This is a genomic window from Edwardsiella piscicida (genome assembly GCF_001896205.1).
In the GTDB taxonomy this organism is placed as follows: domain Bacteria; phylum Pseudomonadota; class Gammaproteobacteria; order Enterobacterales; family Enterobacteriaceae; genus Edwardsiella; species Edwardsiella piscicida.
Genome location: NZ_MPNU01000001.1, coordinates 1,201,095 through 1,214,720, shown reverse-complemented (window position 1 = coordinate 1,214,720; position 13,626 = coordinate 1,201,095). Strand labels below are relative to the sequence as shown.

Sequence of the window (13,626 nt, the reverse complement as noted above, 5' to 3'; positions counted from 1 at the left end):
CGCAAGCCACCTACAATCCCCCCAAACATGGCTCGGCATAAATCGCCGTCGCCCTCGGAACAGGGAGGTAACCCGCGCACGAAAACGCTCAAATCTATGCAAACCGCCGGGAAATTGCAACCGACATCGCCGGATTAAGGGATTTTTTCTTGCGGTACGTCAATAACCGGCAGGCGCCACAGCAGCAGCAGCAGCGCGGCCAACAGCGCCAACAGCAGCAGGCGCAGCCAGCTGCTCTCCACCAGCCACAGAGAGAGAGAAAAGCTCGCCAGCAGCAGGATCGCCGCGCGGCCGCGCGCGCCCGGCGGTAGGCCACGGTGCTGTTGCCAGTGACGTAGGTAGGCGCCGCACCAGGCGCGGTACAGCAGCCAGTGATGAAAACGCGGCGACGAACGGGCAAAACAGGCCGCCGCCAGCAGCAGAAAGGGGGTCGTCGGCAGCAGCGGCAGCACGACGCCCAGACATCCCAGGGCAAAAGCTATCCAGCCCAGCGCCATTACTATCATGCGTTTCATTCTCTGGCTTGCTCCGCTCCCTGTCGCTCCAGTACCATGCGCTATGGTTACTATCATTTAAAGGTAGGTTATGTCGAGTCAACAGATGCTCAACCAGCTCGAACAGCGCCTGCAGCGGCTGGCGCAGGCGCTGGCGCCGCTGGCCGAACAGCCCGCCGCCCGCTCACGCTTCGATCGGGCGCTGTTCCTGACCCACGGCACCCGGCTGAAGGACTATCTGCAGGAGACCCGGGATAACTTCACCGCCCTGCAGCGCGCCGTCGGCGCCGGGCAGCGCCAGCAGGTCGCCTTTCTCGCCGAGCGTCTGCTGGCGCAGATGGCCGCCCTGCAGCGCGAGCAGGCCACCCAGACGCTGCGACGACAAGAGCCGCAGCGGGCGGAGAGCGCGGGCGATCTGTACCAAGAGCTGGCGCGCCACCAGGACTATGAGCGGCGTCTGCACACCATGGTGCGTGAGCGTGAACTGCGCCTGGCGGCCTGCCAGACCCTGTCCCAGCAGCAGCAGATCCAGCGCGAGCTGGCCGCCATGGAGGGACGACTGCAGCGCTGCCGCCAGGCGCTGCGGCGGATAGAAAAACAGATCGAACGCCGTGAAAACGGATTTCGCTGAGCGCCGACGCCTTATCTATACTGGAGTAAAGTGGCCGCACAGGGGTTCGGCCCATCACCTATGCTGGAGCGTTCGCCATGGGCATCATCGCGTGGATTGTACTGGGGCTTATCGTCGGGATACTGGCGAAGTGGCTGATGCCGGGCCAGGATGGCGGGGGCGTTATCATGACCGTGGCGCTGGGCATCGTCGGCGCCCTACTCGGCGGCTATCTCGGCAACCTGCTATTTCATATGAATATCACCGCGGGCTTCAATCTAAAAAGCCTGATAGTTTCGGTCATCGGTGCGATGCTGGTGCTGTTTATTTACCGTAAGATCCGATCATAGGGAGCCCCATGTCACTGGAGCAAGCGAGCGACGAGGTCAAGCTGGCCGTCGATTTGATTTACCTGCTGGAGAGTAACGCCGTCCCCGCGCATACCGCGCTGGCGGCGCTGGAGATCGTCCTGCGCGACTACCGGCAAAAGCTGGCTCAGGCCAGCCCTGCCCACAGCGAATAGCGGCGGCGGCGCAGAGCGCCCGCCGCCCAACCGTCCATCAGACCCTCGGCGAGTCAGGCGGCAGATCCGTTAGCGTACGCTTCACCTCTTGTACCTCATTGCCCTGCGGGTTATGCAGGTACACCTCCAGCTGGTTAAAGGCGATGTTAATATCGTTCTCTCGGCACAGCTGATCGATGCGCCGGTTCAGCTCATCCACCACATAGCTGCGATCGCGCAGCTCACGCACGTACAGCCGCATCTCATGGTCCAGCGTGCTGGCGCCAAAGGCCAGGAAGAAGACCTGCGGCTCCGGCTCCACCATCACCCGCGGGTTCTCACTCGCCGCCTGCAGCAGGATCTCCCGCACTTTATCCAGATCCGAACCGTAGGCTACGCCGACCTTGATCAGCACCCGGGTCACCGTATCCGTCAACGACCAGTTAATCAGCCGCTCGGTCACAAAGGCCTTGTTGGGAATGATCACCTCTTTGCGATCGAAGTCGGTAATGGTCGTCGCGCGGATACGGATCTTATTCACCGAGCCGGAATAGGAGCCGATGGTGATGGTGTCACCGATGCGCACCGGTCGCTCAAACAGGATGATCAGGCCGGCGATGAAGTTACCGAAGATCTCGTTCAGGCCAAAGCCGAGGCCCACCGACAGCGCGGCGGCCATCCACTGCAGCTTATCCCAGGAGATGCCCAGCGAGCCGAAGAAGATAATCACCCCGACGCTGATAATCGCATAGGTCAGGATGGTGGTGATCGCATAGGACGCCCCCTGACGCAGCTGCAGACGCGACAGTACCAGCACCTCCAGCAGGCCGGGCAGGTTGCGCATCATGATATAGGCCACCACCACCGTCATCATGGCAAACAGCAGGTTGCCCAGCGTCACCGCCTGGGTTATCTGGCTGGCGCCGCTGCCGCTGTTGTAGTGCCACAGGGTAATGCTGTCGAGATAGGAGATCACCGTGAACAGATCGGCCCAAATCCAGTACAGCACGCAGCCAAAGATCAAAAACAGCACCATCGTGGTCAGACGCAGGGACTGGGTATTGATCTGATCGATAGCCAGGGGCGGCTCCTCGATCGCCTCCAGCCCCTCCGCCCCTTCGCGCGAGGCGCCGGCGGCGTTCTGCTGACGGCGCGCCAGCGCGCGGCGATAGGCCAGACGGCGGGCCGCCACGCTCAGGCCGCGCAGCACCGTGGAGTAGACCACGGCCCACAGCAGCATCAGGTACAGGCTCTCGATCCAGCGGGTCCCCAGGCGCAGAGCGGTATAGAAATAGCCGCAGGCCGTCAGGATCATCAGGATCAGCGGCGCGATCGCCAGCAGGGTCACCAGCACCAGCCGTACGCTGTGGGAGTTTTTCTCCCGCCAGGCATCGCGGCACAGCGGAAAGACAAACACCGTCAGCAGCGCCAGGGTGATCAGAATCACCACCTGCCCGATCACGTCTTCGTTCAGCTGCAGCGGTGACTTCTCCCCGATCACGCACCACACCATCAGCGGGATCAGGGTAAAGCCCAGGCGCCGCACCATGCGACGGTAGTGGGCGCAGACCAGCGGCGGTACATTAAAGTGACGCTCGGAGACCCCCCCCGGCGAAATGAGGCGATAGGTGGTGCTGATGATCAGCCAAAACAGCGCGAAGCGCAGAGACATCACCCACAGCAGACCGCCTATCTGGGTTTCGGTATGGTAGAACATCACCCCGACGGCCAGCAGCAGCAGCGTCCCCGGCAGCCCACGCAGGATATTCAGCAGGATGGCCTCCGGCGTATGCAGCTGTCCGTCTCGCTTCAGCTGCCCCACCTCATCGCCCAGCTTATCCAGCCGGGCGTTGATGGCGCGACGGCGCCACAGCAGCAGCCCGGTGCCGATCAGCAGGGGGATGAACAGGTACAGCGAGCTGATAAAGCCCTCCAGCAGCTGCGCCGGCTTGAAGTCAATGTGCAGGTTCGTCGCTTGGGTGTGCAGCGCCCCGGGCAGTCCGATAAACCAGGACAGATTCATCGGCTTGTTGCTGCTGACCCAGAAGATTTGCTGGGTCAGGGTGTGCTGCAGGTAATCATTCACATTGCGCAGCTGCTGCTGATTGATCTGCAGGCTGATGGCCAGCGTCAGCTCACTGCCCAGCTGTTTGTTCAGCTTATCCAGCAGGTCACGGCGCGTATCAACCAGATCCTCCAGCGCCGCGACCGCCTCATCGCTCAGCTTCTCTTTGCTGTCGGCCTGCAGCGCCGCCACATAGTCGCTGCTTTGGCTCAGGGCATCGCGCTGGGCGTTGATATCAAACTGGGCCACGCGCAGATCGGCCACCTGCGCCGCCACATCGTTGCTCAGCTTTTCCGTCGGCAGCTTCTGCTGCTGCTGGTAGAGAATACGCGACAGCAGCAGGCTGCCCTTCAGCACCGAGATCTGCTCTTTCAGATTGCGCTCGGCCTGCAGTGAACGGTCAAGCCAGTTTTTAACCCGGATATTCTCCTGCACCAGCGCATTGGTCTTTTCCGTGGCGTCGATCAGCCGCTGGCTCAGCGCGCGGTTTATCTCCAGCTCTTTGGCTATCAGCGGATTATGGTTAAAGTCCTGGGCCGCATCGTCGGGATTGATCGCCTCTCTGGCCGTTTTTTCGGACTGAATCAGCTGCTTGCTATAACCGGCCTGGCGAATCAGCTGTACGCTGCGCTCCAGCTTGGTGATCCGGGCGCTGGCATAGTCGCGCTGCTTTTGCAGTACATCCTGCAGGGTGGTGTTGTCCGCGAGGCTCTGCTGCTGATAATCCAGGGACTGGTTCAACATCGCCAGCTCCGTATTCAGCATGTTACGCTGGCTGGCGCGCAGCTGGGTGCCTTCGGCCAGGGTATTCCGGATCTGCTGAATTTGTTGAGAACTGGCCATCATGGAGGCCTGGGCGCGCTCCGGCTGGGTCTGCAGGGCGATCAGCTGGCTGCTGTAGGAGGCCAGATCGTCCTGCGCCTGCTTCAGCTCGGCCAGGGTATCATCCCACTGGTTCTGCAGCTGGCGGGTGCCCATGGCTGAAAAGTTAGCCTCGTCTGCCGCATCGCTGCTGCGCTGCAGCGCCTCTAGCCCGGCCAGCGCCTGGTTCAGTTTCCCCGGCGCCTGCTGCACCTGCTGCTTCAGCTGCAGGCTCTCTTTACGGTAGCGCTCGATGCCATCCAGATATTCAAGGGTTTGGTTGAGATCCTGCAGCACCAGCTTATCGCTGGCCGACAGGCTCTTCTGCCGGTTCAGGGCATCGATCTGATTCTGCACCTCGTTGCGCGAATCGATATCGCCGCTCTGCGCCCGTGCAAAGGCGCTGCAAAAGAGCAGGGAAAACAGCAGAGTGACAATAATAACGCGCCAAAGGGCGACACCCTTGCCTGGCCGTAATAACACGCCGTGAGTCATAGTTAAATTAAGCAGACTTTATCAATAAAGGAAGAATAGGTTTCTTGGGCTCGATTCCGCGCGACGCTTGTCAGCGTCCCATCGCAAAAAGCGGCCTAGAGTAACATGAAGCTGTAATAGCAAGAATAGGCGCAATCGGAGAAAATTGCCCGGCGTCGTAGCCCCACGCCGGGCGGTCACGCGTCCGCCGTCGCCAGATGAACGGCGGCGTACGCCTTAGAACGTCAAGACCTTATCGGCGGCCAGCGTCCAGGCGGCCAGCTCGGTCAGCGTACCGATAGCCACCCCCTCAATCAGCGGAAGCGACGCAATGCCGCGGGCGTCGGCGCAGGTCTTACACAGCAGAATGGGCGTGCGCTGCGCGCACAGGATCTCCAGCATCTGCTGCAGGCTGTAGCCTTCGTGGGGCTTCTGCCCCGGCAGCGCCGCCGTCACGGCGTCCGACATCAGAAAAAGCTTCAGATCGATATCCGCCGCCTGCTCCTTCATCGCCAGCGCCAGGCGCAGCGCGTTGAACAGGGATTCATGGCCATAACCGGCCCCATTGGCAATCACGACAATTTTTTGCATTGTTATCTACTCGTCTTTATCAACACAATTTACGGTGGGTGGGAAACCGCTTCCCCATACAGAGGTATCATTGGGGGCGCATACCGCGTCACGGCGCAAAAACGGACTGTGCCGCAGCATGGCAATCACGTTATCCACCAGCGGTATCGCCTGCTGCTGCAGATCGAAGCGGTCCGGGGTAAACAGCCAGCTCTCCATGATACCGGTAATATAGCTGCGCAGGGCGATGGCGCTGCGCAGCGTATCCAGATTCGCCGGCAGTTGCTCCCGGAAGACACAGTGCTGCAGCACCCGCTCGATGCGCGCGTAGCTCTCCAAGTACATCAGTTTACGCCGTTCCCCCAGCGCCCGCATCTCGCCGACGAACTCGCACTTATGGTACAGAATTTCCATCATCGCCCGCCGCTGCGGATCCACCACCGTCGCGACCAAAATAAAAATTAGGAGCTCACGTAATATACGCAGTGGATCATCCGGAAACTTTGTCTGATACTCTAGCTCAAGCTCACTGATCCTGGACTCCATAAACGCCCAGACGGCGTGGAAAATGTCAGTTTTGTTCTTAAAATGCCAGTAAATGGCCCCGCGGGTAACCCCGGCGGCTTTGGCGATATCGTTTAGTGAGGTGGCAGCAACGCCGCGTACGGAAAACTCACGTATGGCAGCGTCAAGGATCTGCTGCCGGGTCTCCTGGGCCTGCTGTTTGGTTTTTCGTGCCATGGCGTTGGTTTTTTAAAGTATCAAGACTTACATGCATTGATGAATGTATGTACCATAACATGCGTTTTTTTATAGCGCAGCAATGGGTTTTTTACCAGTGTGCTCCATACCCATTTTGCACTCGGACTCTTGAGGTATAATATGAAGAAAAACAGAGGGTTAACGCCTCTGGCGGCGATACTGCTGTTTTCCGGCAGTTTACTTCTTACAGGATGTAATGATGACAATGGCGCAACCGGGCAACGTCCTGCCCCCGAAGTCGGTGTAGTCACACTGAAAACGGCGCCGTTAAATGTCTCAACCGAGCTTCCGGGCCGAACCTCTGCGTACCGTATCGCAGAAGTCCGTCCGCAGGTCAGCGGTATTATCCTTAAGCGTAACTTTGTCGAAGGCAGCACGGTAAAAGCCGGCGAATCACTCTATCAGATCGACCCAGCGACCTATCAGGCCGCCTATGACAGCGCCCGCGGCGATCTGGCCAAGGCAGAGGCTGCCGCTAACATCGCCCATCTGACGGTCAAACGCTACACCCCGCTGCTGGGGACCAAATACATCAGTCAGCAGGACTACGATACCGCCGTCGCCAACGCGCGCCAGGCCGACGCGACCGTCGTCGCCGCGAAAGCCGCCGTTGAAAGCGCACGCATCAATCTGGCTTACACCAAAGTCACCTCGCCTATTACCGGCCTGAGCGGCAAGTCCTCCGTCACCGAAGGCGCCTTGGTGACCGCCAACCAGAGCAACGCCCTGGTAACCGTACAGCAGCTCGACCCCATCTATGTCGACGTGACCCAGTCCAGCAATGATTTCCTGCGTCTGAAGCAGGAGCTGGCCAACGGGCAGATCAAGCAGGAAAACGGTAAGGCCAGCGTCGAGCTGGTGATGGAAAACGGCCAGCCCTATCCGCTGAAAGGGACGCTGGAGTTCTCCGATCTGACCGTAGATGAGAGCACCGGATCTATCACGATTCGCGCCGTGTTCCCTAACCCGCACAATGACCTGCTGCCGGGCATGTTCGTCCGCGCCCGTCTGGAAGAGGGCGTCCGCCCCGATGCGCTGCTGGTTCCGCAGCAGGGCGTAACGCGTAACCCCCGCGGCCAGGCGACGGTCATGCTGGTCGGCGCAGACAACAAGGTCGAAATGCGCACCATCGATGCCGCACAGGCGATCGGCGATCAGTGGCTGGTCACCGGCGGTCTGAAGAGCGGCGATCGGGTGATCGTATCCGGTCTGCAGCGTATTCGCCCGGGTGTGCAGGTGAAAGTAGAGGAAGCTAAACTGAATGCAGCGGTCAGCGACGGTGCGGCCAGTGGCGCACAGCAGTAAACGCATCGCGATGCATAATATTGGGAAAAGGAGCCAGTAATACATGGCTAAGTTTTTTATCGATCGTCCGATCTTTGCCTGGGTTCTCGCCATCATCATGATGTTGGCCGGTGCATTGGCGATCATGAGTCTGCCGGTCGCACAGTACCCTACCGTTGCGCCGCCGGCAGTCACCATCTCCGCCAGCTATCCGGGGGCGGATGCGGCCACGGTGCAAAACTCCGTGACGCAGGTTATCGAACAGAACATGAACGGTATCGATAACCTGATGTACATGTCGTCAACCAGTGACTCGGCCGGTAACGCCAGCATCACCCTGACCTTCGAGGCCGGTACCGATCCGGATATCGCTCAGGTCCAGGTGCAGAACAAGCTACAGCTGGCCATGCCCTCCCTGCCGCAGGAAGTACAGCAGCAGGGCGTCAGCGTGGATAAGGCCTCCAGCAGTATTCTGCTGGTCGCAGGCTTTATCTCCGAAGACGGCAGCCTGAGTCAGGATGACATCGCCGACTATGTGGCGTCCAACATTAAGGATCCCCTGAGCCGTACCCAGGGCGTCGGCAGCGTACAGCTGTTCGGCTCCCAGTACGCCATGCGTATCTGGCTGGACCCCAACAAGCTGAATAAGTACAACCTGACGCCGGTCGACGTGGTCTCCCAGATTAAGGTGCAGAACAACCAGATCGCCGGTGGCCAGCTGGGGGGAACCCCGCCGGTGCCGGGACAGCAGCTGAACGCCTCGATCATCGTGCAGACCCGTCTGAAGGATCCGACCGAGTTCGGCAAGATTCTGCTTAAGGTCCAACAGGATGGTTCCCGCGTTCTGCTGCGCGACGTTGCGCGCGTAGAGCTGGGGGCGGAAAACTATGGCACCATCGCCCGCTATAACGGTAAACCGGCCGCCGGTATCGCCGTGAAGCTCGCGACCGGCGCCAACGCGCTGGACACCGCCAAGGCCGTGAAGACGGAGCTGGCCAAGCTGGCCCCTTACTTCCCGGCAAGCCTGAAGACGGTCTACCCGTATGACACCACGCCGTTCGTTCAGCTCTCGATCGACGAAGTGGTGAAGACCCTGCTGGAAGCGATCGTGCTGGTGTTCGTGGTGATGTATCTGTTCCTGCAGAATATCCGCGCTACCCTGATCCCCACCATCGCCGTACCGGTGGTACTGCTGGGGACCTTCGCTATCCTGGAGATCGTGGGCTTCTCCATCAACACCCTGACCATGTTCGGGATGGTGTTGGCGATAGGCCTCTTGGTGGATGACGCCATCGTGGTGGTGGAGAACGTCGAGCGCGTCATGTCCGAAGAGGGGCTGCCACCGAAAGAGGCGACCAAGAAGTCCATGGAGCAGATCCAGGGGGCGCTGGTCGGTATCGCCATGGTGCTCTCCGCGGTCTTCGTACCGATGGCCTTCTTCGGCGGCTCAACCGGGGCCATCTATCGCCAGTTCTCCATCACCATCGTCTCCTCCATGGTGCTGTCAGTGCTGGTGGCGATGATCCTGACGCCGGCGCTGTGTGCGACCATGCTCAAACCGATCGCCAAAGGCGATCACGGCGTACAGACCGGCTTCTTTGGCTGGTTTAACCGCCTGTTTGAAAAGAGCACCCACCACTATACCGACAGCGTTGGCCGCATCCTGCGCGGCACCGGGCGCTATCTGGTGATTTACCTGCTGATCGTAGTCGGCATGGGGCTGCTGTTTATCCGCCTGCCCACCTCCTTCCTGCCAGAAGAGGACCAGGGGGTACTGCTGACCATGGCCCAGCTGCCGCCGGGCGCGACCCAGGAGCGCACCAACAATGTGCTCAAGCAGGTCTCCCAGTACTACCTGACCAAAGAGAAAGATAACGTTGAATCGGTCTTTACCGTCAGCGGCTTCGGCTTCAGCGGTCAGGGGCAGAACAACGGTCTGGCCTTCGTCAGTCTGAAGCCATGGGACGAGCGTAAGGGCGATCAGAACAAGGTTACCGCGATCATTCAACGTGCGGCGGGCGCCTTCAGTAAGATCAACGACGCCATGGTGTATCCGTTTAACCTGCCGGCTATCGTTGAGCTGGGTACGGCATCCGGCTTCGACTTTGAGCTTATCGATCAGGCCAACCTGGGCCACGAAAAGCTGACCGAAGCGCGTAACCAGCTGCTGGGCATGGCAGCGCAGCACCCTGACCTGCTGGTCGGCGTGCGCCCCAACGGCCTGGAAGATACGCCGCAGTTCAAGCTGGATATCGACCAAGAAAAAGCGCAGTCGCTGGGGGTTTCTCTCGCCGACGTTAACCAGACTATCTCTGCCGCGCTGGGCGGGGCCTACGTCAACGACTTTATCGACCGCGGACGCGTCAAACGCGTTTATGTCCAGGCCGATGCGCCGTTCCGTATGCTGCCAAGCGATATCGATAACTGGTACGTGCGCAGCAGCAATGGTCAGATGGTACCGCTGTCCGCCTTCTCCAGCTCACGCTGGGAGTACGGCTCACCGCGTCTGGAGCGCTACAACGGTCTGCCCTCCATGGAGATCCTGGGCGAAGCCGCACCCGGTAAGAGTACCGGTGAGGCCATGGCGCTGATGGAGTCCCTGGTCGCCAAGCTGCCGGCGGGCGTCGGTTATGACTGGACCGGTATGTCCTATCAGGAACGCCTGTCCGGCAACCAGGCTCCGGCCCTGTATGCCATCTCGCTGATCGTGGTCTTCCTGTGTCTGGCCGCCCTGTATGAGAGCTGGTCTATTCCGTTCTCCGTCATGCTGGTGGTCCCGCTCGGCGTCGTCGGCGCCCTGTTGGCGACCTCGCTGCGCGGCCTGACCAACGACGTGTACTTCCAGGTCGGTCTGTTGACGACGATCGGGCTATCGGCGAAGAACGCCATCCTGATCGTCGAATTCGCCGTCGACCTGATGCACAAAGAGGGTAAGGGGCTGGTAGAAGCGACGCTGGAGGCGGTGCGTATGCGTCTGCGCCCGATCCTGATGACCTCGCTGGCCTTTATTCTCGGGGTTATGCCGCTGGTCATCAGCAACGGCGCGGGCTCCGGAGCCCAGAACGCCGTCGGTACCGGGGTCATGGGCGGGATGGTCTCCGCTACCATCCTGGCCATCTTCTTCGTACCGGTGTTCTTTGTGGTGGTGCGCCGCCGCTTTGGCCGCCGCGGCGAGGATATTGAGCACAACCATCCGGTTGAACCGCACAATAAATAGTTATAAAAAATGAAAAGACCGCCCGCGGGCGGTCTTTTTTTATCCATCGATTGCCTACGGCCCTCCCCGACGCGCTCACCAGACAAACATTAATACGCTTAATTCAGTATGATGATATGCCCCAGCGGGATAACTCATTAAAAATATTTATTCTTCATTCCTCGTATTCATAAAATGAGGGCTATACTTAATCAGTCTGGGTATAGTTTAAATACTTACTAACACAAAACTTTTCCCATTGCCCTGCGCCTTTGCTATGATACTGAGGTTACTTGTCATAGCCATTGCGTAACCGCTTGATTATTGCATCGATTTGCTATATTCCTTGCTACAGGAAAGCAGGTTTGGTTCCCGCAGGGGGTAGACTATGGATGAGTACACTTCTTATCAGCATGACATCGCAGAGTTAAAATACCTGTGTGATTCTCTGTATCATCAGGGAATAGATGTCCTGGGAGAGAGCCATCACGGCTGGGTCAGCGACCCGACGGCAAAGGTAAATCTACAGCTTAATGAGCTGATTGAGCATATTGCCAGCGTCGCGCAATCATTTAAGATCAAATATCCGCATCATTCGGATTTAGCCGAAATATTGGATGATTATCTGGATGAAACCTATGCCCTGTTTGGCGCCTATAGCGTCAGTGAAACGGCGCTCCGGCACTGGCTGCGCACCAAGCGGCGGGTGGCATACTGCCTGGCGCATGAAAAGCGCAACGCTGCCTTACATGTTTAGTCCAATAATAGGATGTTGTGATGACCAAGATCGATTATCTGATGAAGCTGCGTAAATGCACGACGCTGGATACTCTAGAACGCGTGATCGAAAAGAATAAATACGAACTTTCAGATGATGAATTAGAAATTTTTTATTCTGCCGCAGATCATCGTCTGGCCGAATTAACTATGAATAAGCTATACGACAAAATTCCAGCAGAAGTCTGGCAATACGTCCGCTAAGTGCCCCGGGCGTTTCAGCGACGCCCTGGCAACGTTAGTTATATTACTATTAATATATTTATTCTTTATTGATACCCCAGCGTTACGCGGGTAGGCCTGTTTTCGCCCGTCCCCCACCGCCCGTAGATCGGCGTCAATCTCAGCGATAAATTCCGTGTAGCCACCGATTGCAAACCGCAAGCGAGAAGCGAGAAGCGAGAAGCGAGAAGCGAGAAGCGAGAAGCGAGAAGCGAGAAGCGGCGAGGAATAAATAGCACGGCTCAAATGGGTGGGAGCCCTGCCAGCTACATCCCGGCACACGCGTCACCCGCTGCGGCTGCTTCCTTCCGGACCTGACCGAATTCACGGGTTAGCATTGCGGGAGAACCAACAGGGCCCCCATAACGAGCGCTATAACCTCAGCGCCCGAGCATTATCAGCGATGCCACGCCCAATTGCAAGGCGCCCCCCGCCAACCGTTGTTTTCTTAAACAGGCCTCTTGAGCTAATGTCATCGGACAGCGATAATCGCGCTATGACAATGACGACCTCGCCCCCCGCACAGGATGACTTCCGCCAGCGCGTACTGCTGTGTATCGCCGCCATTCCCGTAGGCCGAGTCGCAACCTATGGTCAGATAGCCGCGATGGCCGGCCACTCGCGCGCCGCGCGCCGGGTGGGGGCTATCCTGCGCACGCTACCGGCGGGCAGCGCCCTCCCCTGGCACCGGGTGGTCAATCGCCTTGGCACCCTCTCTCTGGTCGGCGAAGGCTTTACCCGCCAGCGCAGCGCGCTGCAGGCCGAAGGGATCGACGTCAATGCCGATGGACGGCTCGACCTGGCGCGCCTGCGCTGGCAGCCATAGCCCCGTCTCCGGTGCTACCCTTGCGTGCGGGGCGTCGTATCGGCGCCCCTGGCCCCATCGCCAGCGCGTTACCGAGGTCTCCCACCGTTACAAAATAAGGTATTACCAATGAGTCAGGCGTTACAGCAGCTGTTAAACCTATTAAATCTCGAAAAAATTGAGCAGGGTATCTACCGAGGGCAAAGCGAGGATTTGGGACTGCGCCAGGTCTTCGGCGGCCAGGTTCTCGGTCAGGCGCTGTATGCCGCCAAACAGACCGTTGACGCCCAGCGCCAGCTGCACTCATTCCACAGCTATTTTCTGCGCCCCGGCGATAGCCGTATGCCGATCGTCTATGATGTCGAAGTCCTACGCGACGGCAACAGCTTTAGCGCCCGCCGGGTCAACGCCATCCAGCATGGTAAGCCTATCTTTTATATGACGGCCTCTTTCCAGTCTCTAGAGGCGGGGTTTGAACACCAGAGCAGCATGCCGCAGGTCGCCGGTCCCGAAGGCCTGCCCAGCGAGACCGATATCGCCCGCTCGCTGCGGCACCTGATCCCCGAGGCCGTCCGCGATACGTTCACCCGTGAACAGGCCATTGAAATGCGCCCAGTCACCTTCCATAACCCACTCAAAGGCGACGTATGCCCGCCGCAGCGCTACGTCTGGCTGCGCGCCAACGGCGTCCTTCCTGACGATCCGCGGGTGCATCAATACCTGCTGGGCTATGCCTCAGACTTTAACTTCCTGCCGACGGCGCTTCAGCCCCACGGCAAGGGCTTTCTTGAGCCCGGCATGCAGGTGGCGACCCTCGATCACAGCATGTGGTTCCACCGCGCCTTTCGCCTCGACGACTGGCTGCTGTACGCGGTGGACAGCCCCTCCGCCTCCGGCGCCCGCGGCTTGGTCCGCGGTCAGTTCTTCGACCGGCAGGGGCGTCTGGTCGCCTCTTCCGCACAGGAAGGGGTCATTCGACAGCACCCGGCGCGCTGAGTGCCCTG

General features: G+C 59.3%; 13 protein-coding genes and 1 other RNA gene. 9 read left to right on the top strand and 5 right to left on the bottom strand.

The window, feature by feature from the left end; translation table 11 throughout:
- Positions 1-134: 134 nt before the first annotated feature.
- Positions 135-515 carry a DUF454 family protein gene (locus BRD58_RS05495; RefSeq protein WP_015461127.1) on the bottom strand — a complete coding sequence of 127 codons (381 nt, stop codon included), beginning with the start codon at positions 513-515 and terminating at the stop codon, positions 135-137.
- Positions 516-585: 70 nt separating this feature from the next.
- On the opposite strand from BRD58_RS05495, the gene priC reads away from it, so the two are divergent.
- The 3 genes from priC (at position 586) to rsmS (ending at position 1,627) form a co-directional block, all read left to right on the top strand.
- Positions 586-1,125, top strand: coding sequence for a primosomal replication protein PriC (gene priC / locus BRD58_RS05490; protein ID WP_069578331.1), 540 nt, complete (start codon positions 586-588; stop codon positions 1,123-1,125).
- Positions 1,126-1,202: 77 nt separating this feature from the next.
- Positions 1,203-1,454 carry a GlsB/YeaQ/YmgE family stress response membrane protein gene (locus BRD58_RS05485; protein WP_012847880.1) on the top strand — a complete coding sequence of 84 codons (252 nt, stop codon included), beginning with the start codon at positions 1,203-1,205 and terminating at the stop codon, positions 1,452-1,454.
- Positions 1,455-1,462: 8 nt separating this feature from the next.
- Positions 1,463-1,627 (top strand): pleiotropic regulatory protein RsmS, encoded by a 165-nt coding sequence (gene rsmS / locus BRD58_RS05480; RefSeq protein ID WP_012847879.1) that lies wholly within the window; start codon positions 1,463-1,465, stop codon positions 1,625-1,627.
- A 37-nt stretch (positions 1,628-1,664) separates the two neighbouring features.
- On the opposite strand, the gene mscK is transcribed toward rsmS, so the two are convergent.
- The 3 genes from mscK to acrR all read right to left on the bottom strand — a co-directional run bounded on the left by mscK (position 1,665) and on the right by acrR (position 6,317).
- A complete protein-coding gene (gene mscK, locus BRD58_RS05475) occupies positions 1,665-5,027 on the bottom strand; it encodes a mechanosensitive channel MscK (protein WP_012847878.1) in 3,363 nt (1,120 codons plus the stop codon).
- 216 nt (positions 5,028-5,243) lie between these two features.
- On the bottom strand, positions 5,244-5,597 hold the full coding sequence (locus tag BRD58_RS05470; protein ID WP_015870491.1) for a DsrE/DsrF/TusD sulfur relay family protein: 354 nt from the start codon (positions 5,595-5,597) through the stop codon (positions 5,244-5,246).
- Positions 5,598-5,603: 6 nt separating this feature from the next.
- Positions 5,604-6,317, bottom strand: a complete 714-nt coding sequence (acrR, locus tag BRD58_RS05465) for a multidrug efflux transporter transcriptional repressor AcrR (protein ID WP_012847876.1) — start codon at positions 6,315-6,317, stop codon at positions 5,604-5,606.
- A gap of 141 nt (positions 6,318-6,458) precedes the next feature.
- On the opposite strand from acrR, the gene BRD58_RS05460 reads away from it, so the two are divergent.
- From BRD58_RS05460 to BRD58_RS05445, 4 genes are all read left to right on the top strand, one after another.
- A complete protein-coding gene (locus BRD58_RS05460) occupies positions 6,459-7,643 on the top strand; it encodes an efflux RND transporter periplasmic adaptor subunit (RefSeq protein ID WP_012847875.1) in 1,185 nt (394 codons plus the stop codon).
- Between the two features lie 43 nt (positions 7,644-7,686).
- Positions 7,687-10,839: an efflux RND transporter permease subunit gene (locus BRD58_RS05455; RefSeq protein WP_012847874.1), complete on the top strand. Its 3,153-nt coding sequence runs from the start codon at positions 7,687-7,689 to the stop codon at positions 10,837-10,839.
- A gap of 367 nt (positions 10,840-11,206) precedes the next feature.
- Positions 11,207-11,575: an Hha toxicity modulator TomB gene (gene tomB / locus BRD58_RS05450; RefSeq protein ID WP_015461125.1), complete on the top strand. Its 369-nt coding sequence runs from the start codon at positions 11,207-11,209 to the stop codon at positions 11,573-11,575.
- Between the two features lie 20 nt (positions 11,576-11,595).
- Positions 11,596-11,799, top strand: a complete 204-nt coding sequence (locus tag BRD58_RS05445; protein WP_012847872.1) for an HHA domain-containing protein — start codon at positions 11,596-11,598, stop codon at positions 11,797-11,799.
- 275 nt (positions 11,800-12,074) lie between these two features.
- Here BRD58_RS05445 and ffs read toward each other — a convergent pair.
- Positions 12,075-12,171, bottom strand: an RNA gene (gene ffs, locus BRD58_RS05435) — signal recognition particle sRNA small type.
- 148 nt (positions 12,172-12,319) lie between these two features.
- On the opposite strand from ffs, the gene BRD58_RS05430 reads away from it, so the two are divergent.
- Positions 12,320-12,643 carry an MGMT family protein gene (locus BRD58_RS05430; RefSeq protein WP_173790620.1) on the top strand — a complete coding sequence of 108 codons (324 nt, stop codon included), beginning with the start codon at positions 12,320-12,322 and terminating at the stop codon, positions 12,641-12,643.
- Between the two features lie 108 nt (positions 12,644-12,751).
- Positions 12,752-13,618: an acyl-CoA thioesterase II gene (tesB, locus tag BRD58_RS05425; RefSeq protein ID WP_073381913.1), complete on the top strand. Its 867-nt coding sequence runs from the start codon at positions 12,752-12,754 to the stop codon at positions 13,616-13,618.
- The last annotated feature ends 8 nt before the right edge of the window (positions 13,619-13,626 follow it).

Bases quoted from the DNA above. Each gene is read 5' to 3' on its own strand.
- BRD58_RS05495 (WP_015461127.1), bottom strand. From the start codon at position 515: ATGAAACGCATGATAGTAATGGCGCTGGGCTGGATAGCTTTTGCCCTG.
- priC (WP_069578331.1), top strand. From the start codon at position 586: ATGTCGAGTCAACAGATGCTCAACCAGCTCGAACAGCGCCTGCAGCGG.
- BRD58_RS05485 (WP_012847880.1), top strand. From the start codon at position 1,203: ATGGGCATCATCGCGTGGATTGTACTGGGGCTTATCGTCGGGATACTG.
- rsmS (WP_012847879.1), top strand. From the start codon at position 1,463: ATGTCACTGGAGCAAGCGAGCGACGAGGTCAAGCTGGCCGTCGATTTG.
- mscK (WP_012847878.1), bottom strand. From the start codon at position 5,027: ATGACTCACGGCGTGTTATTACGGCCAGGCAAGGGTGTCGCCCTTTGG.
- BRD58_RS05470 (WP_015870491.1), bottom strand. From the start codon at position 5,597: ATGCAAAAAATTGTCGTGATTGCCAATGGGGCCGGTTATGGCCATGAA.
- acrR (WP_012847876.1), bottom strand. From the start codon at position 6,317: ATGGCACGAAAAACCAAACAGCAGGCCCAGGAGACCCGGCAGCAGATC.
- BRD58_RS05460 (WP_012847875.1), top strand. From the start codon at position 6,459: ATGAAGAAAAACAGAGGGTTAACGCCTCTGGCGGCGATACTGCTGTTT.
- BRD58_RS05455 (WP_012847874.1), top strand. From the start codon at position 7,687: ATGGCTAAGTTTTTTATCGATCGTCCGATCTTTGCCTGGGTTCTCGCC.
- tomB (WP_015461125.1), top strand. From the start codon at position 11,207: ATGGATGAGTACACTTCTTATCAGCATGACATCGCAGAGTTAAAATAC.
- BRD58_RS05445 (WP_012847872.1), top strand. From the start codon at position 11,596: ATGACCAAGATCGATTATCTGATGAAGCTGCGTAAATGCACGACGCTG.
- BRD58_RS05430 (WP_173790620.1), top strand. From the start codon at position 12,320: ATGACGACCTCGCCCCCCGCACAGGATGACTTCCGCCAGCGCGTACTG.
- tesB (WP_073381913.1), top strand. From the start codon at position 12,752: ATGAGTCAGGCGTTACAGCAGCTGTTAAACCTATTAAATCTCGAAAAA.